The organism is Sphingomonas glaciei (assembly GCF_023380025.1).
GTDB classification, from domain to species: Bacteria; Pseudomonadota; Alphaproteobacteria; order Sphingomonadales; family Sphingomonadaceae; genus Sphingomicrobium; species Sphingomicrobium glaciei.
This window is the reverse complement of sequence record NZ_CP097253.1, coordinates 1,655,542-1,681,355: the sequence shown is the minus strand read 5'-3', so window position 1 is coordinate 1,681,355 and position 25,814 is coordinate 1,655,542. Positions and strand designations below refer to the sequence as shown.

Sequence of the window (25,814 nt, the reverse complement as noted above, 5' to 3'; positions counted from 1 at the left end):
GCTTGCACGAACGGCACCGTCTTGAGCCTCAGACTTCAATGTTTCTGCGCCATCACTGGGTGGGCGGCGAGAGCCCGATAATCGATTTTGCCATTGGTATTCGTCGGCATGTCGTCGACCGATACCACCTTTAGCGGCACCATATATTCAGGAAGCCGAAGACGAGCTTCCTCGATCAACGCCTGATCGGGGCGACCGAGGTCGCGAACGAAGGCGATGCAGCCCTTGGGCATTGCTCCTTCCTCCGCTGCCCAGGGAAGGACGGCAACGAGGTCCGCGCCGGCGAGCTCGCGCACCACATGCTCGATTTCCTGGAGCTCGACACGATAGCCGCGAATCTTGACTTGGTGATCGGCACGGCCAGCGTAGAGGAACCCTTCGGTAGGATCGAAGCGGCCAAGATCACCAGTACGATACCAGCGTGCGCCGTCCGCTTCGAAGAAGCGCTTCGAGGTCAGTTCCGGGTTCTGCCAATACCCGCTCATCACTTGCGATCCGGACAGGCATATCTCGCCCATCTCGCCGGCTTGCTTGCCCTCCTCCGTGTAAAGGCCAAGCTGCTGCCCGGGCAGAGGAAACCCTAGCGACACGACCGCAGGAGGATTGTCCGAGCGCTGGAATAGGAACCAGCTGATCGCCACGGTGGCTTCCGTCGGCCCGTAGATATTGTAGACATCCGAATTGCACGCCGCCTCGGCCCACGCCTGCGCTACCGATCCGGGCAGGGCTTCACCGCAGAAGAAGCTGTGCCTGAGTGAGGGAAGAGCATCAGTGCCAAGCTGCTTAGACTGCTTGAGCCACCCGGCGGTGGACGGCACCGAAGTCCAGGCAGTAATCCCAAACTCCTTGACGATGCGGGTGGAGAGAAGGACGGAATTCTCAGGGGCGCTGAAGAGGCAAGCTCCGGCCATCCACGTCAGGAATAGGTCGTGGACCGAAAGATCGAACGACAGGTCGAACAATTGAAGCACTCGATCGTCCGATTCGAACGCGCAGAACGAGCGGATACCCTGAAGATAAGCAAAGACATTGGAGTGCGTGATCGGCACGCCCTTGGGTTTCCCCGTGCTGCCGGACGTGAAGAACAAATAAGCGAGGCCACCGTCCCGCCCTTCGCCGACGGATCGCGCGTCGAGTGTCAGCAGTTCGATATCGCCGCGTAGCTGTTGGGGTAGATCGACCGCGGCATGCTCGACGCTGTCGGGCAGCAGGATCAGTTCGACCTGATTGTCGCCCTGAAGCAGTTCTTCCAGCTCAGACCGATGCTTTTCGTCGCAGATGAGGACGCGCGCGCCGGACTCGATCAGGATGTCGCGATTGCGGGCCAGCGGGAAACGAGGGTTGAGCGGAACGTAACCGCCGCCCGCCAGCAGTGACGCGATGATTGCCGTATAAGCCGGGGTCTCTTTCTCAGCGAAGATGGCGATCCGATCATATGGCTCTACCGGGCAATGCTGCGCAATGCTCGCCGCGATGCTGATCGCATTCGAAAACAATTCTTCGTAGGTAGTGTACGTCCCCTTGCACCACAGCGCGTTCAGGGAGCGATGTTTCCGTGCGACTGAAACAAGCATCGCGCCAAGATTGCTGGCCAGCATATCGGTCATCACATCAGCTCCGTAAGGTGATTAAGCGCCTTGGGTTTTCTGATAAATTGCGTCGACGAACTGACCTACATTTTCCAGCTGCGCCGCTTCTGAGAAACTGAAGGTGAAGCCATATTCGCTCTCCACCGCAATGATAATCTGCACGTGAGTTAGGGAGTCCCAGCCCTGCACATCCCTCGCGGTGCTTTCGTCGGTTAGCTTCAAGTCCGGGATGCCGAGCACTTCGCCAACGATTTCAGTCACTCGCTGCATGATCTCCGTACGATTTGCCACTTGCATCTACTTCCTTCGAAATGGTTGGTGGCGCCGAAGTCGACACCGATGATCACTTTCGTTCCTGCCGCATGGCTTTGATGACGGCAACATCTTGTTGATGGCAGTTTCGCTTAGCTCAGAAGCAAATTGGAATTCGATCGCATTGGCAGCGCGCTTATGAGACCCTCTCCATTCCGGACTCGAGCCGTTTGAAAAAACGACAACGGGAAGAAGGAGATCGTCACATTTGATACCTTGCGGTGCGGACCCGGTGTTCGGTGTCGTGCTGGAAGCATCAAGATAGAGGCTTCTAAAAGAGCACGTGGCAGAGCACGCTGCAAACTACGAGAAAAGAGAGAACCAGGATTGAGAAGGCAGCCCACAAGTTGAATTCGCCAACCCGCTCCTACAACGAGAGCAGCGAAAGCCGTGGCAGGCGCGTACTAAGAATAGGGAACGGTGCATCTCTGATGCCCACAGTATCGCCCAGTTGGCGACCCAAATCGGCCGAAGACAGTCATCGAAACAGCGGCATGCCAAAGTCGGTACTGGGTGGAAAGTGGTCGTCGACCCAAGTGATTCAACAGGGGTTACGGAGGATACCTGCTTACTCTACATCTCGCTCGCACAATAAAAGAGAGAGACGCCTTTGGCGTAGTCTTGCCATCAATCTCGCATCCTTTGAAGAGCGTGACAAAGCTGTCGAGTATCATTTGGCGTGACTATTGGGCACTGCTACCGAGACCGCACGTCCGTAAGGAGTAAAAAGGAAGGACTTAGCGCCAGCCGAGCACGGCTACGTCGAAACGAACTCGCATGCGCCGAGCGGTCAAAAGGCATTGAAGACTTCGCAAGGAACGTCCTCTAGCAAGCGGTATGAGCAATCTTCCTAGGATCGTCGTTGCGATCTGCACCTATAAGCGCAATGAGCCGCTACGAACCCTATTGTCGGCGCTTGTTCGGGTTGCCGAGGCGACGCGCGGGCGGGCGCAAATCGGCGTTATAATTGTCGACGACAATCTCGATCAGCGGGCCCGCGGCGTTGCTGACGAGTTCAGGGAGTGCTTCACCCTTAAGTTAGATTATCTCACCTCGGGCAAGGGCAACATTTCGATCGCCCGCAACATCGGTGTGGATGCTGCTTGCAAAATGTCTGATTGGGTCGCGATGATTGATGATGATTGCGAGCCGGAGCCAGATTGGTTGTGCGCCTATCTGGATGTGCTGGAGGCGACGGACGCAGATTGCGCCACAGGGCCTATGAACCTTCGAGTGCCCGCCGGATCGCCGCGATGGCTCTGCGACCAACCGTTCTTCGACGACGTGCGCTTCGACCTTGCAGATACCTCTCCAATGGAAACTGCGGCAACCAACAATAGCATAATCCGCTCCTCTTTTTTAAGAGATCATCCCGAGATTCGTTTCCTTCCAGAACTAGGCAAGCTGGGGGGCGAAGACATGGTGTTTTACCGTACGGCGCGCGCGGCCGGCCTCAAGATCCGTTTTGCCCGTCTCGCGGGAATTTGGGGCAACGAGCCGCCAGAGCGTGCAACCTTCACGCATCAGCTTAAATACCGCTTCTGGCTTGGGAATTCGATGTTCGTGACTAACAGCTACTTCGGGGAGAGAAGAATTAGGCTGTTATTGCGCGGCGGGAAGATGACAGCCCAGGGCATCTTCCGTCCCTTCACACGCTTGCTGCGCCTACAGAGTCCCCAATGGCGTTATGCGGCGGCCTGTTGCGCTGGAGGCGCGGGGTTGATCTTCGGCGCACTTGGCTTTGAAAAGGATCATTGAGGCCCGCAATGCGCATTCACTTCATCCTGCCCGGCCTCCATCGCGTACATCGCGGCGCTGAAGTAGCCTTTGAGGCCATCGCTAGCGGTATATCGAACCTTGGACTTGATGAAGTAACGCTGTTCGGATCTGGCCCTCCGAATACGGATCGTCCTTACCGGTTCCAGCAATCCGGCATGGTGCCACGCGAACGATTTGAACGATTGCCGAGGATTCCGCCATTCCGTTCTGAATACATCTGTGAGGAAGCTACCTGGACTGCCAATTACTTAAGGCGGTACCGCCCAAGTGAGGCCGACGTCACTATAACCTGCAGCTATCCGTTCGTGAATTGGATGTTGACGCGCTGGCCGCTAATTGGGCGCCGGCCGGCTCACGTGTTCGTGACGCAAAACGGTGACTGGCCAGCCTATTCCGACAAGGCGGAATATAATTTCTTCAAATGCGATGGCTTGGTGTGCACCAATCCGCTCTACTTCGAGCGCAATCGGGAGCGCTGGCCGTCAGCTCTCATCCCGAATGGCGTTGACCCGGGACGGTTCGCGCCCGGTCCGGGGGCGAGGGCACGTTTTAATTTGCCAACCGAGGCTCCCGTCGTGCTGATGGTAAGCGCATTGGTCGAAAGCAAGCGGGTACTCGAAGGTATGCGCGCGATCGCTCAGATACCCGGTCTGCACTTGGTTGTTGCCGGGGATGGTCCGCTGAGGAATGAGTTCGACGATCTCGGCGCAACGCTCATGCCCGGTCGCTTCCAACGTATGACCATTCCGCTTGATCTAATGCCCGATCTTTACCGCTCCGCCGACGTCATGTTGCATCCAACCTTTCATGAATCTTTTGGAAACGTTTACGCAGAAGCCATGGCAGTGGGCATTCCAGTCGTGGCTCATGATTATAGCGTTACCCGGTGGATATTTGGCGACCACTATTCCGGCCTCGTCGACGCGGCTGATCTTTCAGCAATCGCGAAATCCGTTACACACGCGATCGAACAAGGGCCCTTGGAGGCGTCTCGCCTCGCTCCGGGCGCTGCAGAACGCTTCTCATGGACCACCATTGCCAAATTGTATCGCGACTTCCTTGCGGAGATTCACGAACGCAATCGAAAGACAAAGCTGTGAGTGGAAAGTTACTTGTCAGTCCCGTTGCACTCGCAGCGCCGGGGACGTCGCCGACCTTCTGGAAACGGCTAGTGCCCTCGATGTTGCGCGTCTCCGCTGGTGCCTTGAAGGCACTTACAAGTGGCAGAGGTGTCGGCCTCGGTTGCACGCTCGCGGCGAGATCGATCGGCAAGGACGGTCAGCTAGACTTCCGGCTGCGCGGGGGCGGTGTCTTTATGGTCCGTACCGATGATCGTTATTGGCTGACGTACTTACTTTTGCTTAAAAATTACGAGAACGACCTCGACCATTTTCTCACACGTGTTCTGCGGGCAAAGGATTCCTTCCTCGATTGCGGAGCGAACCTTGGCCTCTGGAGCATCGCTGTCTCTCGAGTGATCGATGATGCAAGGCGGGTCGTGGCTGTCGAAGCCGGAAGCCGCACCTTCGCACAACTGGAGCGCAATTGGGAGGCAAACGACCGCTCCTTCACTACCTTGCACCGAGCGGTGGGCGAGATTTCAGGCGAGCGTGTATCATTCTTTGCGAGTGTCGGAGATCACGCCTCGGCGACGATGGTTCAAGGGCTGCGTCCCGAAGATTCAAAGGAAGAAATAGTCACAACCGTTGGCCTCCTCGATCTGGTTGCCGAGCAAAGGATCCTGCGGACTGCGGACGACGCGCTGATCTTCGTCAAGCTCGATATTGAAGGGATGGAGCGGAAGATCTTCGCGACTTTAGATCCAGCAGATCACGGTGACTTAGCGCTGCTCTACGAAGACCACGGTAGCGAGCAGAATCATGTGACGGCCTTCGTGCTCGAGCGCGGCTTCGGCACCGCATTTTTAGCCGACGATGGCTCCATAGAGTTCATAACGGGCGAGAATTTGCATCGTCTTAGTGCCTTGAAGACCGACTCGTCGCGAGGTTATAATATGCTTGCTTTTGTGTCCGGCGGAGCGGCGGCCGGACGTCTGGCGAATGTCTACGGTCGTACATTCGTCTAGGTTGACGCACTGGAGTAGCTGATACCTTATCGAACGCGGGGAGCTCGTGCTTTACTGCTTCGGCGGTTTTGCCTCGAAACTGGTTTGCGGCCAAGAATACAAGCCGCTCAGCACGGCTTAATCCAGAACCTTGGTTTTACTGCGACATAATCCACCCGACCTCGGGCAGACGTACACCTGCAATTGCGCCAGCTTGCATCAAAAAAATTGAGCAGTTCGAAGCGCTGGCTGAGCCGGACGGTCCGCTACGTCACGCCCAACAAAGGTCGATGATCTCTCGACCTTTCTGCGCCCAGAGAACCAAGGCCGCGCCACGCGGCCTCTGCCCTAACGCACCATGTCAGCGGAAACCGAACTTTCGTTCGAGTTCCTCACGAGTGAAGGTGCGCTTTTCCTCCTCGCCGGAGCCCAGGACGCGGAGGTTGCCGGTCTGCAGCTCGAACACGTTCGGACGGACCTGCTTGTACCAGGGCTTGTCGATCGGCGCTTCATGTTGCTCGAGGTAGGCGAGATAGGCGTCAAGCGTCTTGAAGCGCCTGTTTATCGGCAATGACGAATCGGTCACGGTAGCTCCCTTGCCCTTGATCGCCGTTCCGCCCCCGGCCGAGTCAGGCACACGCAGCGGAGAGCCGCAGGCCGGAGCAGTCGCGCCGAGTGAGACGACCAACATCAATCTGCCAAGAATCTGAGCCAACTCGGGCATCTCCTGTCGAGGAATCGGTAGCTACTTCCTGCGGCCAAAAAAGACAAAGAAAGTTTGCAACTAATTAGAAACCATGTTTTTCTTCGCGTGGGATCGTAACTCGAAACGCGAGTCCACGATGCTTCAGCCCAGCAAAACAGGGAATTCTCCGGATGGCTTCACCTTATGTCGAGTTTGACGAAAATGGTCAGATCGTTGGCGGTCTCTACGGCAAGTATGTCGACCTGAGCCATCTGGAAGACGGTGATGGTTCGCCATCCAGCGAAGTTGCCAGTCACGCCAATGGCGGAACGATTACCGGGACGCTCGACAATGAGGATGCCGGCGACAGGATCCAGGTCGATCTGGTCGCCGGACAGACATACAGCTGGGCCTATCGTCCGGCTGGATCCAACGGAATACGCGATCCCTACCTGAGGCTTCTCGCTGCGGACGGCACCACGGTCCTTGCCGAAGACGATGATGGCGGCCTTGGTGCCTCGTCGCAGATCACCTACACCGCGACGGTCAGCGGCACCTACTATCTGAATGCGACCTCCTGGTACCAGGCCGATCCGACGGCGCCTGACTATCAGGACAATGGTTCCTATTCGATCGCGCAATGGAGCCCGCAGGCCGGGCACGATGCGGGAAGCACCATCGCGACGTCCGGCCGTTCGATCACTGTCGGTACCAACTACGAATATCTCGAACAGGCGAACGACGTCGACTTCTACTCCATCCAGCTCAACGCCAACACGCTCTACTCCTTCACCTACAACGGCGGCCTCTTTGCAGGCGATGCGCGTGGTCCGGGTGAAAGCGTCGGCGTGCTGGCGCTGTACAATGCCGCGGGCGCGACGCAGGTCGGCCTGAGCGTCAACTCGAGCGGGGAGACCACCATCTCCTTCTTCGTCGCGCAAGCCGGTACCTACTATCTGCGTGCCGAGCCGCTCACCAACTTCGCCAACGACCCCGGGCCCGAAGCGACCGGCGGCTACACGATCGATGTGGTCGCGAAGTCCCTCGCCGAACTCAATCCGCTCGACGCGATCGACTGGAAGTCTTCGGACATCATCGACACGACCGTCATCAACGGCGTCCGCACGGCAAAGGTCTATTTCGCGGCTGCGGGGGAGACTTTCGGCGAGCGGACCGGCGCCAATCCGATCACTTCCTACGGCTGGAACGATACCGAAAAAGCCGCGGTGATGGATGCGCTGAAGGAATTCACCAAGATCCTCGGCATCACCTACGAGATCACCACGGTCTCCGCCGAAGCCGAGTTCCGGCTGATCACGACTGCCGGTGCGGGCGTAACCTACGGCGCCTACATGTATCCGCAGGATCCCGCCTACGGAACGCAGGAAGGCGTTTCGGCCTATAACGTCAACAGCGGCGGCTGGGACAAAGCCGGCGTATCGACCCAGGATCTTCCCGGCAATCAGGTCAGCCTGACCAAGGGCGGCTACTCCTATGCCGTGATCCTGCATGAAATGGGCCACGGCCATGGCCTCGCCCATCCGCACGATCGTGGTGGCGGATCGGAAATCCTTGCCGGGGTCAGTTCGGCGACCGGCACGCTCGGCGTGTTCGATCTCAACCAGGGCGTCTACACCGTCATGTCCTACAATGACGCCTGGCAGAAGCATCCCGACGGGCCATCGCCCTTCACGATCAGCGGCATCAGCAATGGCTGGTCGGGAACGCTCAGTGCGTTCGACATCGCCATGCTCCAGAAGAAGTATAATGTTCGCCCGGACTATGCGACCGGCGACACCACCTACACGCTCGATGACACCCAGGGTGTGGGCACCTATTACGAGACCATCTACGACACGGGTGGCATCGATACGATTGCCTACACCGGCGCAAAGAACGCCACGATCGATCTGCTGGCGGCGACGCTCGACTATTCCCCGACCGGGGGCGGCGTGCTGTCGTTCGTTCGCACGATCAAGGGCGGCTTCACCATCGCCAACGGCGTGGTGATCGAAAATGCCACCGGCGGCAGCGGCAATGACATGCTGCTCGGCAATGCCGTGGGCAACGTTCTTACCGGCAATGCCGGCAACGATACGCTGCTGGGACGCGCCGGGAACGACCTGCTCGTCGGCGGCGCCGGCGACGACGTCCTGGACGGCGAAGAAGGTGTCGATACCGCGGTCTTCTCCGGGGCCACGCAGGGCATCATTGCCAACCTCCTTGCAGGCACGGCCACCGGCGAAGGCAATGACACCCTGCGCAATATCGAGAATGTCATCGGCTCGGGCTTCGCCGATCGGATCATCGGCGATGCCAACGCCAACCGCATCGCGGGGGGTAACGGTCTCGACGTGGTGACGCTGGGCGGCGGCAACGACAGCTTCGTGGCGGAAGTCGGAACGACCAAGGTCGCGCTGAAGACCGGTACGATGTCGGTCGACATCATCACCGATTTCGATGCGCTCGGCGACGACGTGATCGACCTCGGCGGGCTGAGCACGTTCTTCAGCTTCAAGGGCACGGCCGCCAACAAGAACGCTGGGGATATCACCTACAAGACCTACACCAGCGTCAATGGTGCCGAGAACGCACTCGGGTTCGACATCGACGGCAATCCGGGCGCCAGCGACATCGCCGGTCCGGTGACGGTGGTGTACGGCAACACCAACGGCGGCCCGGCCGACTTCGCGATCATCCTGCTCAATACGGCCAAGGTGGATGCGGACGATTTCGACTTTGGCAGTCAGTATTCGTCACGGGTCGATTCAGCAGGCGCCGACGTCCAGTTGCTCGGCAGTTCCTGGCTGGCGACCACCTACCTCGCCTGAGTAGCCCCGGGGGCGGCCGGAGTCAGATCCTGCCGCCCGGACGGCGCAAGGGGCCCCGCTGGTGATCGCCAGCGGGGCTTTTTTGCATGAGCCTGGGGCAGCAGGCGCGGAGCGTCCGCGCGGGAAGAGGAAGCCAGGCAAGGCCTGCGCCGGCTGGCGGGTAACGCAGGAGCGCTCATCCCGAACACGGGCATTCGGGCTGCGCCGATCGACACGGGGGCTTTAGAGCTTGGGAGCTGACCAGATCGGAAGGTGGTGACCCCTACGGGATTCGAACCCGTATCGCTGCCGTGAAAGGGCAGTGTCCTAACCATTAGACGAAGGGGCCGTCTGGGCGGGCCGCTGCTAGGCGAAGGTGGGCGGGGGGTCAAGTCACACGGACCAGGGATTTGGGTCAGGCGAGCGCCGCATCCTCGAGGTGGAGTTCGGCCGCCTCGCCGCCGTTCCAGGTGTCGCGGTGGACCGTGCCTGCGAGCCACAATTTGGTGTCACCCGGCATCGCCAACAGGGCCGCCCCAAGCGGCGTGTCGGCGGCGCGAAAGGCGATCCACTTGAAGCTGGCGCCATCCGCCCCGCTGGCGATGCCGCGGACGTGGCCGTTACCAACCACTCCGACCCGCAGCAGCCGCGCTTCGCCAGCCGCGACCCGTGGCTGCGGCCAGCCGACTCCGTAGGGCCCCGCCTGGTCGAGCGAATCGCACAGGCTCCCGCCGATGCCGCGCGGCGCGCACATGGTGTCGAGCACCAGCGCGCGATTGGCGGTGGCCTTTGCCACATCCTCCGCCAGCCGGCCGCTGAGATAGTCGCGGAAGGCGGGGACGCTGCCCGGCGCCAGGGTCACGCCCGCCGCCATCGCATGGCCGCCGCCGCCCGCGGCATGGCCCTCTTCCCGCGCGGCCAGCACCGCCGCGCCAAGGTCGACGCCGCCGATCGACCGGCCCGAGCCCTTGCCGATCCCGTCCTCGCCGACCGCGATCACGAAGGCCGGCTTGCCGAACCGTTCCTTGATGCGTCCGGCGACGATGCCGATCACGCCCGGGTGCCAGCCCTCGGCGGCGACGGTGACGACCGGATCGCCTTCCCGCGCAAGCGCCTGCGCCATCGCCTCGTCGAGCACGACCTGCTCGATCCCGCGCCGCTCCTCGTTCAACCGGTCGAGCTCGCCGGCGATGGCGCGCGCTTCCTCGGGGTCGGTGGTGGTCAGCAGCCGGACGCCAAGATCTGCGCGCCCGACCCGCCCGCCCGCATTGATTCGCGGCCCCAGGGCGAAGCCGAGGTCGCGGCAGGTCGGCGGCTTGGTCAGCCGCGCCGCTTCCGCCAGCGCCAGCAGGCCGATGTTGCGGCGGCCAGCCATCACCTTCAGCCCCTGGGTCACGAACGCCCGATTGAGGCCGTGCAGCTTGGCGACGTCGGCCACCGTGCCGAGCGCGACGAGGTCGAGCAGTTCGATCAGCTTCGGCTCGGGCCGGGCGTCGAAGAACCCCCGGCCGCGCAGGGTGCGGACCAGCGCGACGCCGAGCAGGAAGGCCATTCCGACCGCCGCGACATGGCCGTGCGACAGCCCGGTCTCGCCCTCGTCCAGCCGGTTGGGATTAACCAGCGCGTGGCACAACGGAAGCGCGGCAGCGCACTGGTGATGGTCGACCACCACCACGTCGAGCCCGGCCTCACGCGCGCCGGCCAGTGGCTCAAACGCCTGCGCGCCGCAGTCGACGGTGACGATCAGGCTCGCCCCGCGGGCCTTGAGGGCCAGCAATGCAGGCAGGTTGGGGCCGTAGCCCTCCGCCTGGCGGTCGGGGATGTGGACCAGTGCCTCGATCCCGAGCTGGCGCAGCAGCAGCACCAGCAGCGCGCTGCTGGTCGCGCCGTCGACGTCATAGTCGCCGAAGATCGCGACGGTTTCGTGCGCCTGGACCGCATCGGCGATGCGCTCCGCCGCCGCGTCCATGTCGCGGAACTGGCTGGGATTGGGCAGCAGGTCGCGCAGGGTCGGATTGCGATAGCGGTCGAGCTCGTGCGGGCTCACCCCGCGGCCGAGCAGCAGCTCGTCGAGCAGGGCGGTCCCCAGTTTCTCTTCCGACTGCGGCCGCCGCCAGCGCCAGGCCTGACCCGACAGCGACCGTGTAACTCCAAGCGCGTTCATGGCTGCGCCGATAGCAGTTCCCGATGCAGAAGACTCGCCTGATCTCGCGGTAATGACGGGAGAATCTGCCCGCCCGAGCGGCCTCCGGCGATATCCACCGCAAGGCTGGCGATCCCGAACCGGCGCGACAGGCTGCTTTCCTTGAGCGTCACGCTCTGCACGTTGCGGAGCGGGATGAGCAGGGTTCGCCGGCTCCACCAGCCGGTGCGGACGAGCAGGCGGCCATCCTCCAGCGCATAGGCGGTGTGCCGCCACTCGAACCAGCGCAGCAGGCCGAGCAGGAGGAAGACAGCGACGGCGATCGCAGGTGGACCTGCATAGGGAGCCGCGGGAGCATTCAGCGCGGCAAGGAACAGCAGTCCCGCCACCGCGCCCAGCAGGATGTACGACCCGGCCACCGCCAGGAAACTGGTCAGATGGCCGTGCGACACCCGCTGCCACGGCGTGTCCTCCCGCGGCAGCGACAGGCGGATGGCGTCGGCGATCGGGGCGATCTCGGCATCGGTGGCGAGCGGCGCCAGGACATGATCGTCGCGGCCTTCCTTGCCCGGCTGCCCGCCTTCCCCGGCCAGGCTCAGCACCTTGAAGGCGCGCCATCCGAAGCGGTCGCGCACCGGTCCCGTGGCGATCAGCCCGGCCTGGATCCGCCGCGCGGGCAATGACACGTCGGTCCTGGTGAGAAGGCCGCGGCGGCGGCGAAAGCCATTGCCGGTGCGGTCGAGCCGGAAGCCGAAGTCGCGCAGCACCGTCCGCACGACCCCGGTGGCCATTCCCGCCAGCACCAGCACCAATACTCCCGCAACGGCAAGGCCGATGCGATGGGCAAGCAGCCAGCCGCCAAGCCCGCTCTGCTCGAGGATCGGCCGCCAGAACCGCCGCTCGAACGGGTCGATGTTGAGGGCGTCGCCGACGGTCTGGCTGGCGCCGAACAGGCCGGCGAAGATCGCCAGGCTGAAGTTGAACAGCCCGAGCGTCAACAGCCGCCGCAGGTCCATCGCGAACAGGGGAGGGGCCTCGTCACTGACGGCGGCGGCGTCGGTCGGGGCCGCCTCGACAGCGACGCCGCCCGTCCCCAGCCGCATGGTCCTGACATGCTCGCGCAATGCCTCGGCGCGGTGGAGGGCGATGCCGTCCAGCACCCCTTCCTCCTTGCCCGCGCCCGACCCGCCGGTCTCCATCGTAACCCGGGCGATCCCGAACACTCGCTGGGCCGGCCCTTGGGCGATGCTGACGTCGGCGACCCGGTCAAAGGGAATGGTGCGCTGGTTGCGGCTGAGGATCCCGCTGTCGATGCGGATGGCGTCGCTGCCGACCCGGAAGGAGAAGCGCCGCCAGTGCAGGAACAGCCCGCCCAGGGTGACCACCGCGATTCCTGCGAAGATCATCAGGGCGACCCCGATCCGCCCCTGGGCCGCAACGAAGCCGCCGGCCGCGATCCCGCCGACGACGTTGCGCACCGCCCGACCGATCCCGCTCAACAGGGCGAGCGGGTGCAGCCGCTCGGGCGGCGCCTCGTCGGCGGTCAGCGCAGCCTCGCTCACGTCAGTCGAGATCCGCCTTGATGTGGGTGCGGATGGCCGCCGCCAATTCTGCCGCGCGGGCCGGCGACAAGCCGGGCAGGCTGACGATGCTGTTGTGGGTGCCGGCCGTGTGGATCGCCAGCGTCGCGGTGCCGAACATCTTGTCGAGCGGCCCGCGCGCGACGTCGAGGTGCTGGACCCGGACCAGCGGCACCAGCGTGTCGATGTGGAACAGCCACCCGCGCACCACCCGCAGCATCGCCGGCTCCAGCGCATAGCCGAGCCGCCCCCAGATCCGCGGCGGAGCGGTGACGGCGGTCAGCAGCGCCAGCAGCGGCGCCGCCACCAGGAGCAGCCCGCCGACTGGCGTGTGGGCCAGGACCAGCCGGTCCAGCACCACCGCCCCGATCACCACCGGCAGCCAGGCGAGCAGGGTGCGGACCCGGATCACCTGCTGGTAGGAGCGCTCGACCGGCTGCAGGCCGTCAGGCCTCGCCGGGGCCTCCGTCTTCGCCGTTTCGATCATCGATTGTTCAGCCCCGCCCGCACTCACTGTCATAGCTGCATGATACAGCAGCGGGGCCCGGCTTCAAGCGTGGGTTCTGCGATGCTCGCCCGCGATCCGCCGCACCGTGCCGCTCGACGCGCGCATGACGATGCTCTCGGTGGAGATGAAGTCGCGGCGGCGCTTGACGCCCTTCAGCAGCGACCCGTCGGTGACCCCGGTGGCGGCGAAGATGCAATCGCCCTTGGCCATGTCCTCCAGCCGGTAGATCCGGTCGAGGTCCTCGATCCCCCAGCGATGGGCCCGCCCGCGCTCGTCGTCGTTGCGGAACAATAGCCGCCCTTCGATCTGCCCGCCGACGCAGCGCAGGGCCGCGGCCGCCAGCACGCCTTCCGGCGCCCCGCCCGAGCCCATGTAGATGTCGACCGTGGTGTCGGGATTGGTGGTCGCGATCACGCCCGCGACGTCGCCGTCGGGGATCAGCATGATCCCGCAACCTATGCTGCGCAGTTCGGCGATCACCTGCGCATGGCGCGGGCGATCGAGGACGCAGGCGATGATCTCGTTCGGCGACACGCCCTTGGCCTTGGCCAGCGCGGTGACATTCTCGGTCGCAGAGCGATCAAGGCCGACCAGCCCGGGGGCATAGCCCGGCCCGATCGCTAGTTTCTCCATATAGACGTCGGGGGCGTTCAGCAGGCAGCCCGCCTCGGCGATCGCCAGCACCGCCAGCGCGTTGGGCCCGGCCTTGGCGGTGATGGTGGTGCCTTCCAGCGGGTCGAGCGCGATGTCGATCTTGGGGCCCGTGCCCTGCTCCGAACCGACCTTTTCGCCGATGAACAGCATCGGCGCCTCGTCGCGCTCGCCTTCGCCGATCACCACCGTGCCGTCCATCGGCAGCTCGTTCAGCGCCGCGCGCATCGCTTCGACCGCCGCCGCGTCCGCTGCCTTTTCGTCGCCGCGCCCGATCAGGGTCGAGGCGGCGATTGCGGCCGCTTCGGTCACCCGCACCATCTCGAGGACAAGGACGCGGTCGAGAATGTTGGATGCCTGAATCACGGTGCGGTGTTCCTCCTGTTCGCCTTCGACCACGCCCTACCGGCGGTCGGCGACTCGATCAACAAAGCACCGGCGTGAAGGGCTTGTTCCGCCGCCTCAACAAAGTCGGCAGCGAATTCGTCTCTCCCGGCGTTGTCGCCGCATGCACCGCCTCCCCATGCTCCTCCTCGTCGTTTCCCTATCGGCCTGCTCGGGCGAGGACAAATGGGCCGATAATTCCGTCACCCCTTCGCTCAACCAGATGGCGGAAGCGCCGGGCGACTGGACAGCGCTCGACGGAATGGTCGGCCGGCGCCCGTCCGAAAGCGGCCTCATCGACACCAGCACGATCAGCGTCGATCTCAACGCCAGGCTGGGTGCCTCGGCCAAGGCCTATCGCAATGCGATGATGGCGGCCGGGCCGCTGACCCGTCGCGGCAAATATATGGTGGCGGAGGCGCCCGACGCCTGGCTGGTGCTCGATCCCGAAGGCCACGCCTTCCGCGCCGGGCTGCGCCGCAATGGCCAGGTGGAGGAATGGTCCACCGCCGGCGCGGAGGTTCCCCGGCCGGACTGAGCTGCGCCCGGGCTAGCCTTCATCGCCCGTTGCCTCGTCCACCTCGTGGGTCAGCAGCGCCGGCCGGACCCGGATCGCCCGCGCGGCCACGCGGGTTTCGATCAGGAAGATGAAGAAGCCCGCCGCCAGCGTCACCATCGCGGCGATGAACAGCAGGGCGATGGCGTTGCCGGCATGAAGGTCGATCAGCGCCGCGGCGAACAGCAGCACCACCACCGCGCAGACCAGTACTGCGCTCGTCACCGTGGAGGTGATTGCACTGCTCATCAGCCGCATTCGCCGGTCGACGGTGTTGATTTCGCGCACCAGCCGCTCATGCTCGATTCCGACGCTTTCCAGCAGCAGCGGTTCGATCGCGCGGCCGCGGTCGACGATCCGCGCCAGCCGCCCGGTCAGCGTGTTGAGGAACGCGCCGATGCCCGCCAGCAGGAACACCGGCGCCACCGCCTGGCCGATGATCCGCGCCACGGCCGAGGCATCGTCGGGGGTGACCGGAAGGGTCATGCCTTGGGCGCTCCTGCCGAGCGGCACCGGTCCGAACAAAATTTCACCTGATCCCAGTCCCGTTCCCATTTCTTCCGCCACGCGAACGGCAGCCCGCAGGCGGCGCACAGCTTGGTCGGCAGATCGGACTTCTTGCGCATCCGCGGCATGGGTTCACGTCCTGAAGCCGGCGGTGGCTCTAGTCAAACCGCCGGGCGCCGGACATGATCCGCCCTGATCATGAACGACTTCGAATTTCTGTTCGCCCTCTACGGGCTGATGCTCGGCCTTTCGATCGCCGAAGTGCTGAGCGGGCTTGCCCGAAGCATCGAGGAGCGGCTGCAGTCCCGCCCCACGCTACGGATCGGCTGGCTCTGCCCGTTGCTCGCCGCCTTCGTCCTGCTCGACCTCCTGTCCTTCTGGAACGCCGCCTGGGGCGTTCGCTCGCTGGTCCGGGTGTCCGGCGAAAGCCTGATGCTGGTGACCGCCTTCGCCAGCGCTTATTATCTGGCGGCGCGGCTGGTGTTTCCCCGCGACCTCGCCCAGCTCACCGACCTCGACGACCATTTCTTCCGCATCCGCTGGATCGTGCTCGGCATCCTGTTCGTGCTGCTGGTGGTGCAGATGATCTTCTACGCCTCGGTCCCGGCGATCCTGCCGCGGCTGCTGGCGCCCGCCTCGCTCGTCATGACCTCGCTGCTGGCGGTGCTGCTGGTCGCCGCGATGATCGTCCGCAGCCGGCGCTGGGCGACGGTCGTCCTGACCGCGCTGGTCGGGCGCTACGTCGCGGGCTACCTGATCTTCTAGGCCGCCCTCAGCTGCGGGTGCGCGCAAGGTTGAGCGTGCCAAGCGGGTTGCGCAGCACCAGCTGCTCGCTCCCGATCGCCTCGACGTCGAACGGCAGGGCCAGCGCCTTTTCCGCCGCTTCCTCGAAGCTCGGATCGGTGCAGGCCATGCGGGTCTTGGCCACCGTCCCAGTGCTCAGCACCCGTCCGGCCAGCGCATAAGGCGCGTTCAGCCGGTTGCAGCCAAGCTGCAGGCTCAGCCGTCCGCGCTCGAACTGCGCAGTGAACGGGCGGTCCAGCGGGGTCGGGCGGTTGTTGACCGACAGTACCGTCCAGGTCCCGGCGCCAAGGCTCAGCCCGCGCGACTGGTCGCCGCCGCATCCGCTGCGGACCTGCCCGTCGACCGTCACCCGCACCGTCTGCGCATAATTGGCCGAGGTGAGCGCGCAGGGCTGGGTCCTCGTCTCGACCTGGATCCGCTGCCCGGTCAGGCGACCGTTCTTCGGCACCATGCCGCCCGTGTTCGGCTCATCGACCACCAGGCTGTTGTCGTCGGTGGCGAAGACGATCCGTGCCGGCGTCACCGTCAGCTGCCAGCCCGGCTGCTCGCCGCGGGCAAGCAACGGGTCGATCCCCGGTCCGCCGACGGGACCGGTGGTGGCGCATCCGCCGAGCAGGACGATGGCGGCCGCAAGCGGGGCGGGGGCAAGGCTGGTCATTCTCATCCCCCGTCAACGCACGGGGGCGCGAAAGGGTCGGTCAGCCCGACTTGAGCAGCTTCTTCACGCCTCGTGCCGCCTGCCGCAGCCGTTGCTCGTTCTCGACCAGCGCGATCCGGACGAAGCCCTCGCCCTCCTCGCCGAAGCCGACCCCCGGCGCCACCGCCACCCCCGCCTCGGCCAGCAGCCGCTTGGAGAATTCCATGCTGCCGAGCGCCTGGAACGCGTCGGGGATCGGGGCCCAGGCGAACATGCTCGCCTGCGGCACCGGAATATCCCACCCGGCCCGGCCAAAGCTCTCGACCAGCACGTCGCGCCGTTTCTTGTAGAGCGCGCGAGTCTCGGCGATGCAGTCCTGCGGCCCGTTCAGCGCCGCCACCGCCGCCGCCTGGACCGGCGTGAACGCGCCATAATCGAGGTACGACTTCACCCGCGTCAGCGCCGCGATCAGTTCACGGTTGCCGACCGCGAACCCGATCCGCCACCCGGCCATCGAATAGGTCTTGCTCATCGACGTGAACTCGATCGCCACCTCCTTCGCCCCCTCTACCGCCAGGATCGACGGGGTCGGCGTGTCGCCGAAATAGATCTCGGCATAAGCGAGGTCGGAGATGATCCAGATCCCATGCTCACGCGCGAAGGCGACCAGTTTCTCGTAAAACGCCACATCCGCGACATAGGCGGTCGGGTTGCTCGGATAGCCGATCACCAGCACCTTGGGCCGCGGCACGGTGTAGCGCATCGCCATCCGCAGCCGCTCGAAGAACTCCTCCCCCGGCGCGGCGGGGATCGAGCGAATCGCCGCCCCGGCGATGATGAAGCCGAAGCTGTGGATCGGATAGGACGGATTGGGCGCCAGGATCACGTCACCCGGCGCGGTGATCGCCTGCGCGAGGTTGGCCAGCCCCTCCTTCGAGCCCAGAGTGACGATCACCTCGCTGTCGGGATCGACCTCCACCCCGAACCGCCGCTGGTAATAAGCCGCCTGCGCTTTCCTTAGCCCCGGGATCCCCTTCGACGCCGAATAGCCATGCGCATCGGGCTTGGCCGCCACTTCCGCCAGCTTGGCGACGACATGCGCCGGGGGCGGGCTGTCGGGATTGCCCATCCCGAGGTCGATCACGTCGCGCCCCTCCGCCCGCATCGCCGCACGCATCCCGTTCACTTCGGCGAAGACGTAGGGCGGCAGCCGCTCGATGCGGTAGAAGTCGGTGTGCATGGGGCGAGTGTACGGTTTTGCTGCACCGCGGCAAGCGGCCTCGGAACCTCGGCCCGCCATCGCTGTTCGTAGCAAAACGAAACGCGAAGCGGAGACACGGCGCCATGAACATCCTGATGGTCCTCACCAGCCACGACCAGCTGGGCGACACCGGCAAGAAGACCGGCTTCTGGCTGGAGGAATTCGCCGCGCCTTATTACGTGCTGAAGGACGCCGGCCACGCCATCACCCTCGCCAGCCCCAAGGGCGGCCAGCCCCCGCTCGATCCCAAGAGCGACGAGGAAGACGCCCAGACCGACGCCACCCGCCGCTTCAAGGCCGACAAGGAAGCGCAGTCCGATCTCGCTTCGACGAGCAAGCTGTCTGACGTGAAGTCGGATGACTTCGACGCCGTCTTCTACCCCGGTGGCCACGGCCCGCTGTGGGACCTCGCCACCGACGCCGACAGCAAGGCGCTGATCGAACAGACCCTTGCCGACGGCAAGCCCGTCGCCCTCGTCTGCCACGCCCCCGCCGTGCTCAAGAACGTCACCGCCCCCGACGGCAGCCCGCTGGTCAAGGGCCGCAAGGTGACCGGCTTCACCAACGAGGAAGAGGAAGCGGTCGGCCTCACGCAAGTCGTGCCCTTCCTTCTCGAGGACGAACTGAAGCGGCTTGGCGGCGACTACAGCAAGGGCGGCACCTTCAAGCCCTATGTCGTCACCGACGGCCTGCTTATCACCGGCCAGAACCCGCCGTCGAGCGAACCCGCTGCCGAGGCCCTGCTGGAGGCGCTGGCGAAGGAACCCGCCGACGCCTGAACGACCCGTCCGTCAGTTGCGCTCCCACGACGCGCGCTGGCGGACGCCATAGTCGATCCGGATCCGCACCCACTCGCCGACCTGCAGTCGGCCGCCGATCCGCGGTGGGCGGACCCGGAACTGCCACGCCGCGGCAAGCGTCGCGCGGGCCATTTGCGAGCCCCGGCTTTCGCCCAGCGACACGCAATCCTCGACGCGATAGTTGGCGACGGTGCGACAGGCGATCAGCGCCCAGCCCGGCTGCGCGGTCGACAGATAGCCGCGCAATTCGCTCTCCGACGGCTCGCGCTGCCAGGCGGCGGCGTAGAGCTTCTCGCCATTCGGCCCGCTGCCGTCGACCAGCGGCGTATCCGACGCGGTGCTCGGCGCCGGTGGCCCCGATACGGCCGCCGCCTTGGACTGCGAAGGGAACGAGCGAAGGTCGGCCGAGGCGAGGTCCTTGCTGTTAAGCTGCACCAGCGGAGTCGGGACCGGTTCGGGTGCCGCCGGAACCTGCGGCGCCGGGGTCGCGGGGGCGGGGACCTGCGGGCGGTCGGCGGCCCTAGGCTGCGCCACCACCTGCTTCGTCACCGCCTTGCTCTCGGGCGGCTTCACCTCGACCATCGGCTCGGGCGACGGCGCGGCAAGGTCGAAGGTCTTGAGCGGAACGCCCTCTTTGGCCATCTCCGCCATCCGCCCGGACCCAAGCGTCAGCAGCGCCAGCACGACCAGCGCCTCCAGCACCAGCGCCGCGAACAGCCCCGCCAGCCGCTGCCCCCGCGGCTTGCGCCGGACAGACCGGACCGGAAGGTCGACGTCCTGCGTCGGAAGGGGATAGGCCAAGCCCATTCGCCAGCCCTTAGCCCAAGGTTGCCGCCGGTGCAGCCCGCTTATCCTGCGGGCAGGGCGTCATTTTTCGACTAGCGGAGAGCCGCTTCCAGCGCCGGCTTCACTTCTGCCCAGGCGCTTGCGTCCGGCACGAACTGGCCGTTGATCGCGAAGCCCGGGGTGCCCTTGAACTCGGGGAACTGGCTTCCGGCATTGGCGGTCGCCGCGACCTCGCGGTCGACCGCGGCCTGGTCGGCCAGGCACTGATTGGCCTTGGCGCTCGGCAGTCCGTTCTGCGCCGCCACGTCCTGCAGCCCGGCCAGGGTGGCCGCTTCGACAAAAGCCTCGGTCGGCGGCAGGTTCTGGATCCGCGCGACGCGGTCCTGCGGTGCCTTCTCGAACTGGCCCATCCACTTTGCCTGCTCGCGATACAGCGCCGCGCTCATCGGGAAGAAGCCCTGCGGCCCGTTGCAGCGGGCGATCAGATTGGCCGCGACGTCGACCGGGCCGTGGATGATGAACGGCCGGAATTCCCACTGGACCTGCCCCGCCTTCACCAGCTTCATCACCTCGGGCACGCCCTCGTCCTCGAACCGCTTGCAGAAGGGGCAGCCGAGCGAGGCGATCTCGGTCAGCTTCACTTTGGCATTGGGATTGCCCATCGCGATCCCGTCACCGGTGCTGCTGACCACTTGTGTCCAGTCACCGCCAGGCGGGGGTGCGACATTGGCGTTCGTGTTGGCGGCGACCTCGCCTCCAACGGCATTGGAGTCGGCCCCCTGCTTGCCGCAAGCTGCGATCGACAGGGCGAGGAGGGTGAGGGAGAGGGGGCGAAGGCGCACGGGAAACTCCCTGAAGGTTGCGGCGCGGTATCTCGCAAGCCTGCGCCGCCGATGCAATCACTTGTGGTGATAGGCCGGAAGGCTCCATCCCCGGGCGATCGCCAAGCCGCGCAGCGCGAAGCCCGCCAGCGCCGCGGTCAGCGCCGCCGCCCAGCCGGTCAGTCCCAGCAGCGCCAGCCCCACCAGCAGCCCGGCCGACAGCGCGGCGGCGGTGACATATAGTTCGGGCCGCATCAGGATCGACGGCTCGCCCGCCAGCACGTCGCGGATGATCCCGCCCGCGCAGGCGGTCAGTACTCCCATCGCAAAGGCCGGGACCGGGGCGATGCCGAACGCCAGCGCCTTGGCCGCGCCATAGGTGGCGTAGGCGCCGAGGCCGAGGGCGTCGAACCACAGCAGGGCGGACCCCGCGAACCACCGCCGGCTCGCGATCCACACCAGGGTTGCCGCGCCGAAGCAGATCAGCAGCACCTCATTGCCCTGGACCCAGAACACCGGCGCCCCGATCAGCAGGTCACGCAGCGTGCCCCCGCCGACCCCCGTCACCACCGCGAAGAACAGGAAGGTGACGAACGTCTGCCGCCGCTCCGCCGCGAGCAGCGCCCCCGACACCGCGAACACCGCGATCCCGAACAGGTCGATCGCCTGGATCGCCAGCGGCAGGGCAGGGATGGGCAGCGGCGGGGTCATGTCATCGTCGTCATTGCGAGGAGCCGGGCGACGAAGCAATGCCTGCTCCTGCGTCCCTCGACAACGCCTGGCCCGGACCGCGGACGCCCAACCGTTCGTCCCGAGCGAAGTCGAGGGACCTGGCCCCGTCGCCGCCGCCTCTGTCCTACAGCCTCGATTTCATGCCATGGTGCAGCGATGACACTCGCGCCCTCCGCCACGACCGTTCTGGTCCCTAGAAGCAGGGCTAGCGAACAAACCCCCGCCGCCAGTGACCTTTGTGACCTTGTTCAGGTTCGAGCGTTGCTTCGACGGGCCGCCACCAGTGACCTTTGTGACCTTGTTCAGGTTCGCGCGCCCCGGAGGGAGACACGATGAGCACCGAATCGGACACCGCCGCACCGGCCTTCCCGACGCTCGAGGACTGGCAGCACTGGACCCAGGTGATGGGCCGGGCGCAGCAGATGATGCTGGAAACCTGGGCCGACAGCTGGAAGTCGGGCGATCCCGCGCCCGGGCTCAAGCCCCCCAACACCCCCGATCCGATGGCGCTGCTGACCGCCGGTGCCGAGGCGTGGGGCAAGGGCCTCGAAGCCTGGGGCCAGATGCTGGGCGGAATGGCCGCCGCCGCCGACCGCAAGGACAAGCGCTTCGCCGCCCCCGAATGGCGCGACAACCCGCTGTTCGACACCATCCGCCAGTCCTACCTCGCCATTTCCGACCAGCTGACCAAGACCGCTGACGAGGCCGAGGGACTCGATGCCGAGGCGCATGCGCGGCTGAAATTCCTCACCGCCAGCTTCGTCGATGCGATGAGCCCGTCCAATTTCGCCCTGACCAATCCGCAAGTGCTGAAAGCGACGATGGACAGCCGGGGCGAGAACCTCCTCACCGGCCTGCGCCACATGCTCGACGACATGAAGGCGGGGCAGATGACCCATGTCGCTAAGGGCCATTTCGAGGTAGGCCGCAACCTCGCCACCACGCCGGGCAAGGTGATCCACGAAACCCCGCTCTACCAGTTGATCCAGTACACGCCCACGACCGACAAGGTGCTGGAAACACCGCTGATCGTCTTCCCGCCGTGGATCAACCGCTTCTACATCCTCGACCTGACGCCGGAGAAGAGCTTCGTCCGCTGGTGCGTCGAACAGGGCATCACCCTGTTCATGGTCAGCTGGAAGTCGGCTGACGAGAGCATCAAGGACGTCACCCTCGACGATTATGTCCTGCGCGGGCAGGTCGATGCGATCGACACCGTTCGCGACCTGCTTGGCGTCAAGTCGGTCCACACCATCGGCTATTGCGTCGCCGGCACCACGCTTGCCGCGACGCTGGCCTTGCTCGCCGCGCGCGGAGAGGCGGCCAAAGTCGCTTCGGCCACCTTCTTCACCGCGCAGGTCGATTTCGAACAGGCCGGCGACCTCCGCCTGTTCCTCGGTGACGAGACCATGGGGCTGCTCGGGCAATTGTCGGCCGATACGGGAATCGTCGATGGCCGGGTGATGGCCTCGACCTTCAACCTGCTGCGCGGCCGCGACCTGATCTGGAACTACGTCACCAACAATTACCTGCTGGGCAAGGAGCCGCCGCCGTTCGACCTGCTCCACTGGAACGGCGACGTCACCAACCTGCCGGCCGGCTGGCACCGCGACTATCTCGAGACCTTGTACAAGGGGAACAAGCTGGTCGAGGAGGGCGGGATCACCGTCGACGGCACTCCGATCGACCTCGGCAAGATCGCGACCCCGCTTTACATCCAGGCCGGGCGCGAGGATCATATCGCTCCGCCGCAGAGCGTGTGGAAGATCATGGACCATGTCCCCGGCCCCAAGCGATTCGTGCTTGCGGGCTCGGGCCACATTGCCGGCGTCGTCAATCCGCCGAGCGCGGGCAAATATCAGTATTGGCTGAACGAGGGCGAGCCCAGGGACCTCGACGCGTTCATCGAGGGCGCGACCGAGCATAAGGGCAGCTGGTGGCCTGACTGGCTCGCCTGGCTGACCGAGCGCGCGGCCAAGAAGGTCGCGGCGACCGGAGCCCGCGTGCCCGGCAAGGGCAAGTTGAAAGCGATCGAGGACGCCCCCGGCCGCTACGTCCGAACGCGCTAGAAGATACCGCCGCCCAGCATCAGCCGAAGCGCGCCGACCAGGATCACGAAGATGCACAGGTTGCGCCCGGCCTTGGACCCGGGGCTGAGCGCGCCGATCCCGGCTCCGATGACCGCCAGCGGCAGGATGAACCAGTTGGCCCAGCCGAGCAGGGGAATGAAGGCGACGGCGGCGCTGACCAGGGCGACGAGGCCGATCAGCAGCGAGATGAGGTTCAACATACCCCTTATGTCGGGGAGCCGCCCGCCGATTTCCAGTGCTGCGTCAGGCCGTCTGTCGACTGCTTCGTAGCGCGGCGACGAGATAGATGATGGCGGCGGTCCAGATGCAGGCGAAAGCGGCGGCCTGGGCGGTGGTGAACGGCTCGCCGAACAGGAACACCGCGACCAGGAATTGAAGCGTCGGGGCGATGAACTGGAGGATGCCGAGGGTCGAATAAGGAAGCAGCCGGGCGGCGGCGGTGAACAGGAGAAGGGGCACGGTGGAGACGATCCCCGCCAACACCAGCAGAACGGTATCGCTGCCGCTCTCGCCCCATACCGGCATATTGGTGGCCAGGCTCGCCCACGCCAGCCACCCGACCGCGACCGGCAGCAGCAGCGCGGTCTCGATCCCCAGCCCCGCGGTCGCGTCCACCGTCGCGACCTTGCGGAGCAGGCCGTAGAGCGCGAAGCTGACGCACAGCGCCAGGCTGATCCACAGGTGCGACAGCGCCCCCACCGCCAGGATCGACACCCCCACCGCGGCCAGCGCCACCGCCACCCACTGCGGCCGGCTCAGCGGCTCGCCCAGCACGAACCGGCCAAGCAGGATGTTGGCCAGCGGGTTGAGATAATAGCCGAGGCTGGCGGCCAGGATGTGCCCACTATTCACCGCATAGACGTAGAGCAGCCAGTTAATCCCGATCAGCCCCGCCGTCGCCAGCAGCAGCCGCACCGTCCGCGGCTCGCCCATCGCGGCCCGCACCGCCGGCCACGCCCGCTGCAGGCTGATCAGTCCGCCCAGCAGCAGGAACGACCAGGCGATCCGATGCGCCACGATCGCCACCGCCGGCACGCCGAGCAGCAGCTTGAAATAGAGGGGCATCAGCCCCCAAGCCGTGTAGGCGCCAATCCCCAGCCCGAGGCCGGCGCGGGACAGGGTGGGGGCAGGGGTCGAGCGGGCAGCATCCATCCGCCGCGCCTTGGGGCCGAGGCAGCGCAGTCGCAAGGATTTGTTAACCCTTTGGGCCCTTTGACCGTGTGGACCGCCTGCACCGCTGTGCTAGCGGGAGGAGGACCATGATGATTGCGCGCCCTGGATCCATCCTTGCCCTGTCGCTGATCCTGGCCGGATGCATGATGGCGACGCCGCAACCGCTCCCCGCGCCGCCCGCCCCGGTTGCCGAGCCGCCAAGCAAGGCCGAGCGCTGGCTCACCGTCGCGACCGCGCCCGACACCGATCGCCTGCGCCGTTTGCCCTTCGCCTGGACCGACGGGCTACGCGACGCGCGCGTCCGGTACGCTTCGGCGGTCCGCGAGGAAGGCGACCTGCTCCGTCCCGACGCTGCGCTCGCTCGCCCCGCGCCGACGCCCGGCAGCTACAATTGCCGCCTTGTCCGCCTCGGCAGCACCGACCGACGTTCACCGGCGTTTGTCCAGTTCAAGCCCTTCTTCTGCTACGTCGAGGTCGAGGACGACCTGCTGACGGTCGTCAAGCAGACCGGCTCCGAGCGCCCCGCGGGGCGGCTGTGGGACGATGATGTCGCGACCCGCCTGGTCTTCCTCGGCACAGTCGCGCTCGGCAACGAGGCGCGGCCCAAACCCTATGGCGCCGACCAGACCCGCGACATGGCCGGCTTCATGGAGCGGATCGGCCCGATGCGCTGGCGCCTCGTGCTTCCCAATCCCCGCTCCGGCGCCAAGCTCGAGGTGTTCGAACTGACGCCGGTCGCCGACCAGCCCAAGCGGTGAGCATCGCCGATCCGGCGGCGGTCCGCGAGCATCTCCTCGCCGCCGCGGCCGCCGGGCATCCCCTGACCTATTCCGATCTGCTCGGACGGCTCGGCCACCCGTTCAGCCGCCCCAGGATGCGGGCCCTTTGCAAGACCCTCGCGGCGGTCGATGATGCGGCCGAAGCCGATGGCGAGCCCGAGCTTGCGGTGCTGGTGGTGCGCCAGTCGGACGGCTTGCCCGGCCAGGGCTGGTGGACCGGCAGTTGGGAGAAGCATCGCTTCACCGGCGAATGGACCGGCCCCGAGGCGCACCGCCTGATCGACAAGCTGCAGCAACAGGCATTCCGCTATTGGCAGGAGCGGGCACCGGGCTAAGCTGGGGAAAATTCTCCAGGGGGACCA

Annotated in this window: 26 protein-coding genes and 1 tRNA gene; 10 read left to right on the top strand and 17 right to left on the bottom strand. The window is 65.3% G+C overall.

The window, feature by feature from the left end; translation table 11 throughout:
• Positions 1 to 35: 35 nt before the first annotated feature.
• Together M1K48_RS08205 and M1K48_RS08200 are read right to left on the bottom strand one after the other, a co-directional pair.
• The gene (locus M1K48_RS08205; RefSeq protein WP_249454258.1) at positions 36 to 1,607 is read right to left on the bottom strand and encodes an amino acid adenylation domain-containing protein; all 1,572 of its coding nucleotides are present in this window, start codon (positions 1,605 to 1,607) and stop codon (positions 36 to 38) included.
• Positions 1,608 to 1,628: 21 nt separating this feature from the next.
• Positions 1,629 to 1,880 (bottom strand): acyl carrier protein, encoded by a 252-nt coding sequence (locus tag M1K48_RS08200; RefSeq protein ID WP_249454257.1) that lies wholly within the window; start codon positions 1,878 to 1,880, stop codon positions 1,629 to 1,631.
• Positions 1,881 to 2,738: 858 nt separating this feature from the next.
• Between M1K48_RS08200 and M1K48_RS08195 the strand changes: the two genes are divergently transcribed.
• The 3 genes from M1K48_RS08195 to M1K48_RS08185 all read left to right on the top strand — a co-directional run bounded on the left by M1K48_RS08195 (position 2,739) and on the right by M1K48_RS08185 (position 5,766).
• Positions 2,739 to 3,659 (top strand): glycosyltransferase, encoded by a 921-nt coding sequence (locus tag M1K48_RS08195; RefSeq protein WP_249454255.1) that lies wholly within the window; start codon positions 2,739 to 2,741, stop codon positions 3,657 to 3,659.
• 8 nt (positions 3,660 to 3,667) lie between these two features.
• A complete protein-coding gene (locus tag M1K48_RS08190; protein WP_249454253.1) occupies positions 3,668 to 4,780 on the top strand; it encodes a glycosyltransferase family 4 protein in 1,113 nt (370 codons plus the stop codon).
• Positions 4,781 to 4,860: 80 nt separating this feature from the next.
• Positions 4,861 to 5,766, top strand: a complete 906-nt coding sequence (locus tag M1K48_RS08185; protein WP_249505214.1) for an FkbM family methyltransferase — start codon at positions 4,861 to 4,863, stop codon at positions 5,764 to 5,766.
• Between the two features lie 340 nt (positions 5,767 to 6,106).
• Here M1K48_RS08185 and M1K48_RS08180 read toward each other — a convergent pair whose 3' ends face one another.
• Entirely contained in the window at positions 6,107 to 6,460 is a 354-nt protein-coding gene (locus tag M1K48_RS08180; RefSeq protein ID WP_249454251.1) for a hypothetical protein, read from the bottom strand.
• A 161-nt stretch (positions 6,461 to 6,621) separates the two neighbouring features.
• On the opposite strand from M1K48_RS08180, the gene M1K48_RS08175 reads away from it, so the two are divergent.
• The gene (locus tag M1K48_RS08175; RefSeq protein ID WP_249454249.1) at positions 6,622 to 9,261 is read left to right on the top strand and encodes a M10 family metallopeptidase C-terminal domain-containing protein; all 2,640 of its coding nucleotides are present in this window, start codon (positions 6,622 to 6,624) and stop codon (positions 9,259 to 9,261) included.
• 253 nt (positions 9,262 to 9,514) lie between these two features.
• On the opposite strand, the gene M1K48_RS08170 is transcribed toward M1K48_RS08175, so the two are convergent.
• The 5 genes from M1K48_RS08170 to glpX all read right to left on the bottom strand — a co-directional run bounded on the left by M1K48_RS08170 (position 9,515) and on the right by glpX (position 14,488).
• A tRNA-Glu gene (locus M1K48_RS08170) sits at positions 9,515 to 9,589 on the bottom strand.
• Positions 9,590 to 9,655: 66 nt separating this feature from the next.
• Positions 9,656 to 11,404, bottom strand: coding sequence for a single-stranded-DNA-specific exonuclease RecJ (gene recJ / locus M1K48_RS08165; protein ID WP_249454247.1), 1,749 nt, complete (start codon positions 11,402 to 11,404; stop codon positions 9,656 to 9,658).
• Positions 11,401 to 12,945 carry a PH domain-containing protein gene (locus tag M1K48_RS08160; RefSeq protein ID WP_249454245.1) on the bottom strand — a complete coding sequence of 515 codons (1,545 nt, stop codon included), beginning with the start codon at positions 12,943 to 12,945 and terminating at the stop codon, positions 11,401 to 11,403. The genes recJ and M1K48_RS08160 overlap by 4 nt, the downstream gene beginning before the upstream one ends.
• A gap of 1 nt (position 12,946) precedes the next feature.
• A complete protein-coding gene (locus M1K48_RS08155) occupies positions 12,947 to 13,450 on the bottom strand; it encodes a PH domain-containing protein (RefSeq protein ID WP_249454243.1) in 504 nt (167 codons plus the stop codon).
• 63 nt (positions 13,451 to 13,513) lie between these two features.
• Positions 13,514 to 14,488, bottom strand: a complete 975-nt coding sequence (gene glpX / locus M1K48_RS08150) for a class II fructose-bisphosphatase (RefSeq protein ID WP_249454241.1) — start codon at positions 14,486 to 14,488, stop codon at positions 13,514 to 13,516.
• A 157-nt stretch (positions 14,489 to 14,645) separates the two neighbouring features.
• On the opposite strand from glpX, the gene M1K48_RS08145 reads away from it, so the two are divergent.
• Positions 14,646 to 15,044 (top strand): hypothetical protein, encoded by a 399-nt coding sequence (locus M1K48_RS08145; protein WP_249454239.1) that lies wholly within the window; start codon positions 14,646 to 14,648, stop codon positions 15,042 to 15,044.
• A 12-nt stretch (positions 15,045 to 15,056) separates the two neighbouring features.
• Here the strand turns inward: M1K48_RS08145 and M1K48_RS08140 are convergent, their stop codons facing one another.
• Complete coding sequence (locus tag M1K48_RS08140) at positions 15,057 to 15,548, bottom strand: DUF2721 domain-containing protein (protein ID WP_249454237.1); 492 nt, start codon at positions 15,546 to 15,548, stop codon at positions 15,057 to 15,059.
• Positions 15,545 to 15,697 (bottom strand): DUF2256 domain-containing protein, encoded by a 153-nt coding sequence (locus tag M1K48_RS08135; protein ID WP_249454236.1) that lies wholly within the window; start codon positions 15,695 to 15,697, stop codon positions 15,545 to 15,547. The genes M1K48_RS08140 and M1K48_RS08135 overlap by 4 nt, the downstream gene beginning before the upstream one ends.
• A 70-nt stretch (positions 15,698 to 15,767) precedes the next feature.
• Here M1K48_RS08135 and M1K48_RS08130 point away from each other — a divergent pair, with 70 nt between their 5' ends.
• The gene (locus M1K48_RS08130; protein WP_249454234.1) at positions 15,768 to 16,334 is read left to right on the top strand and encodes a hypothetical protein; all 567 of its coding nucleotides are present in this window, start codon (positions 15,768 to 15,770) and stop codon (positions 16,332 to 16,334) included.
• A gap of 7 nt (positions 16,335 to 16,341) precedes the next feature.
• Here M1K48_RS08130 and M1K48_RS08125 read toward each other — a convergent pair whose 3' ends face one another.
• Positions 16,342 to 17,031: an META domain-containing protein gene (locus M1K48_RS08125; RefSeq protein WP_249454233.1), complete on the bottom strand. Its 690-nt coding sequence runs from the start codon at positions 17,029 to 17,031 to the stop codon at positions 16,342 to 16,344.
• Positions 17,032 to 17,071: 40 nt separating this feature from the next.
• The gene (locus M1K48_RS08120; protein ID WP_249454232.1) at positions 17,072 to 18,250 is read right to left on the bottom strand and encodes an LL-diaminopimelate aminotransferase; all 1,179 of its coding nucleotides are present in this window, start codon (positions 18,248 to 18,250) and stop codon (positions 17,072 to 17,074) included.
• A 104-nt stretch (positions 18,251 to 18,354) separates the two neighbouring features.
• On the opposite strand from M1K48_RS08120, the gene M1K48_RS08115 reads away from it, so the two are divergent.
• Entirely contained in the window at positions 18,355 to 19,050 is a 696-nt protein-coding gene (locus tag M1K48_RS08115; RefSeq protein ID WP_249454230.1) for a type 1 glutamine amidotransferase domain-containing protein, read from the top strand.
• Between the two features lie 12 nt (positions 19,051 to 19,062).
• On the opposite strand, the gene M1K48_RS08110 is transcribed toward M1K48_RS08115, so the two are convergent.
• The 3 genes from M1K48_RS08110 to M1K48_RS08100 all read right to left on the bottom strand — a co-directional run bounded on the left by M1K48_RS08110 (position 19,063) and on the right by M1K48_RS08100 (position 21,389).
• Positions 19,063 to 19,878 carry a hypothetical protein gene (locus tag M1K48_RS08110; protein ID WP_249454229.1) on the bottom strand — a complete coding sequence of 272 codons (816 nt, stop codon included), beginning with the start codon at positions 19,876 to 19,878 and terminating at the stop codon, positions 19,063 to 19,065.
• Between the two features lie 71 nt (positions 19,879 to 19,949).
• A complete protein-coding gene (locus tag M1K48_RS08105; RefSeq protein ID WP_249454227.1) occupies positions 19,950 to 20,699 on the bottom strand; it encodes a DsbA family protein in 750 nt (249 codons plus the stop codon).
• 57 nt (positions 20,700 to 20,756) lie between these two features.
• On the bottom strand, positions 20,757 to 21,389 hold the full coding sequence (locus M1K48_RS08100; protein ID WP_249454226.1) for a trimeric intracellular cation channel family protein: 633 nt from the start codon (positions 21,387 to 21,389) through the stop codon (positions 20,757 to 20,759).
• 353 nt (positions 21,390 to 21,742) lie between these two features.
• Here M1K48_RS08100 and M1K48_RS08095 point away from each other — a divergent pair, with 353 nt between their 5' ends.
• Positions 21,743 to 23,479 (top strand): PHA/PHB synthase family protein, encoded by a 1,737-nt coding sequence (locus M1K48_RS08095; protein ID WP_249454224.1) that lies wholly within the window; start codon positions 21,743 to 21,745, stop codon positions 23,477 to 23,479.
• On the opposite strand, the gene M1K48_RS08090 is transcribed toward M1K48_RS08095, so the two are convergent.
• Together M1K48_RS08090 and rarD are read right to left on the bottom strand one after the other, a co-directional pair.
• Complete coding sequence (locus tag M1K48_RS08090) at positions 23,476 to 23,700, bottom strand: hypothetical protein (RefSeq protein WP_249454222.1); 225 nt, start codon at positions 23,698 to 23,700, stop codon at positions 23,476 to 23,478. The two genes, M1K48_RS08095 and M1K48_RS08090, sit on opposite strands and share 4 nt — an antisense overlap.
• A 43-nt stretch (positions 23,701 to 23,743) precedes the next feature.
• Positions 23,744 to 24,688: an EamA family transporter RarD gene (gene rarD / locus M1K48_RS08085; RefSeq protein ID WP_249454220.1), complete on the bottom strand. Its 945-nt coding sequence runs from the start codon at positions 24,686 to 24,688 to the stop codon at positions 23,744 to 23,746.
• Between the two features lie 71 nt (positions 24,689 to 24,759).
• On the opposite strand from rarD, the gene M1K48_RS08080 reads away from it, so the two are divergent.
• On the top strand, positions 24,760 to 25,431 hold the full coding sequence (locus M1K48_RS08080) for a DUF4893 domain-containing protein (protein ID WP_249454219.1): 672 nt from the start codon (positions 24,760 to 24,762) through the stop codon (positions 25,429 to 25,431).
• Positions 25,428 to 25,787 carry a ribose-phosphate pyrophosphokinase gene (locus tag M1K48_RS08075; RefSeq protein ID WP_249454217.1) on the top strand — a complete coding sequence of 120 codons (360 nt, stop codon included), beginning with the start codon at positions 25,428 to 25,430 and terminating at the stop codon, positions 25,785 to 25,787. The genes M1K48_RS08080 and M1K48_RS08075 overlap by 4 nt, the downstream gene beginning before the upstream one ends.
• Positions 25,788 to 25,814: the final 27 nt, after the last annotated feature.

What these genes read in the sequence shown, in the direction of transcription:
- M1K48_RS08080 (WP_249454219.1), top strand. Translation starts at nt 24,760, where the DNA reads ATGATGATTGCGCGCCCTGGATCCATCCTTGCCCTGTCGCTGATCCTG.
- M1K48_RS08115 (WP_249454230.1), top strand. Translation starts at nt 18,355, where the DNA reads ATGAACATCCTGATGGTCCTCACCAGCCACGACCAGCTGGGCGACACC.
- M1K48_RS08175 (WP_249454249.1), top strand. Translation starts at nt 6,622, where the DNA reads ATGGCTTCACCTTATGTCGAGTTTGACGAAAATGGTCAGATCGTTGGC.
- M1K48_RS08140 (WP_249454237.1), bottom strand. Translation starts at nt 15,548, where the DNA reads ATGACCCTTCCGGTCACCCCCGACGATGCCTCGGCCGTGGCGCGGATC.
- M1K48_RS08110 (WP_249454229.1), bottom strand. Translation starts at nt 19,878, where the DNA reads ATGGGCTTGGCCTATCCCCTTCCGACGCAGGACGTCGACCTTCCGGTC.
- M1K48_RS08145 (WP_249454239.1), top strand. Translation starts at nt 14,646, where the DNA reads ATGCTCCTCCTCGTCGTTTCCCTATCGGCCTGCTCGGGCGAGGACAAA.
- M1K48_RS08205 (WP_249454258.1), bottom strand. Translation starts at nt 1,607, where the DNA reads ATGACCGATATGCTGGCCAGCAATCTTGGCGCGATGCTTGTTTCAGTC.
- M1K48_RS08130 (WP_249454234.1), top strand. Translation starts at nt 15,768, where the DNA reads ATGAACGACTTCGAATTTCTGTTCGCCCTCTACGGGCTGATGCTCGGC.
- M1K48_RS08100 (WP_249454226.1), bottom strand. Translation starts at nt 21,389, where the DNA reads ATGACCCCGCCGCTGCCCATCCCTGCCCTGCCGCTGGCGATCCAGGCG.
- M1K48_RS08125 (WP_249454233.1), bottom strand. Translation starts at nt 17,031, where the DNA reads ATGACCAGCCTTGCCCCCGCCCCGCTTGCGGCCGCCATCGTCCTGCTC.
- M1K48_RS08135 (WP_249454236.1), bottom strand. Translation starts at nt 15,697, where the DNA reads ATGCCGCGGATGCGCAAGAAGTCCGATCTGCCGACCAAGCTGTGCGCC.
- M1K48_RS08155 (WP_249454243.1), bottom strand. Translation starts at nt 13,450, where the DNA reads ATGATCGAAACGGCGAAGACGGAGGCCCCGGCGAGGCCTGACGGCCTG.
- M1K48_RS08190 (WP_249454253.1), top strand. Translation starts at nt 3,668, where the DNA reads ATGCGCATTCACTTCATCCTGCCCGGCCTCCATCGCGTACATCGCGGC.
- M1K48_RS08120 (WP_249454232.1), bottom strand. Translation starts at nt 18,250, where the DNA reads ATGCACACCGACTTCTACCGCATCGAGCGGCTGCCGCCCTACGTCTTC.
- M1K48_RS08195 (WP_249454255.1), top strand. Translation starts at nt 2,739, where the DNA reads ATGAGCAATCTTCCTAGGATCGTCGTTGCGATCTGCACCTATAAGCGC.
- recJ (WP_249454247.1), bottom strand. Translation starts at nt 11,404, where the DNA reads ATGAACGCGCTTGGAGTTACACGGTCGCTGTCGGGTCAGGCCTGGCGC.
- M1K48_RS08095 (WP_249454224.1), top strand. Translation starts at nt 21,743, where the DNA reads ATGAGCACCGAATCGGACACCGCCGCACCGGCCTTCCCGACGCTCGAG.
- M1K48_RS08090 (WP_249454222.1), bottom strand. Translation starts at nt 23,700, where the DNA reads ATGTTGAACCTCATCTCGCTGCTGATCGGCCTCGTCGCCCTGGTCAGC.
- M1K48_RS08185 (WP_249505214.1), top strand. Translation starts at nt 4,861, where the DNA reads ATGTTGCGCGTCTCCGCTGGTGCCTTGAAGGCACTTACAAGTGGCAGA.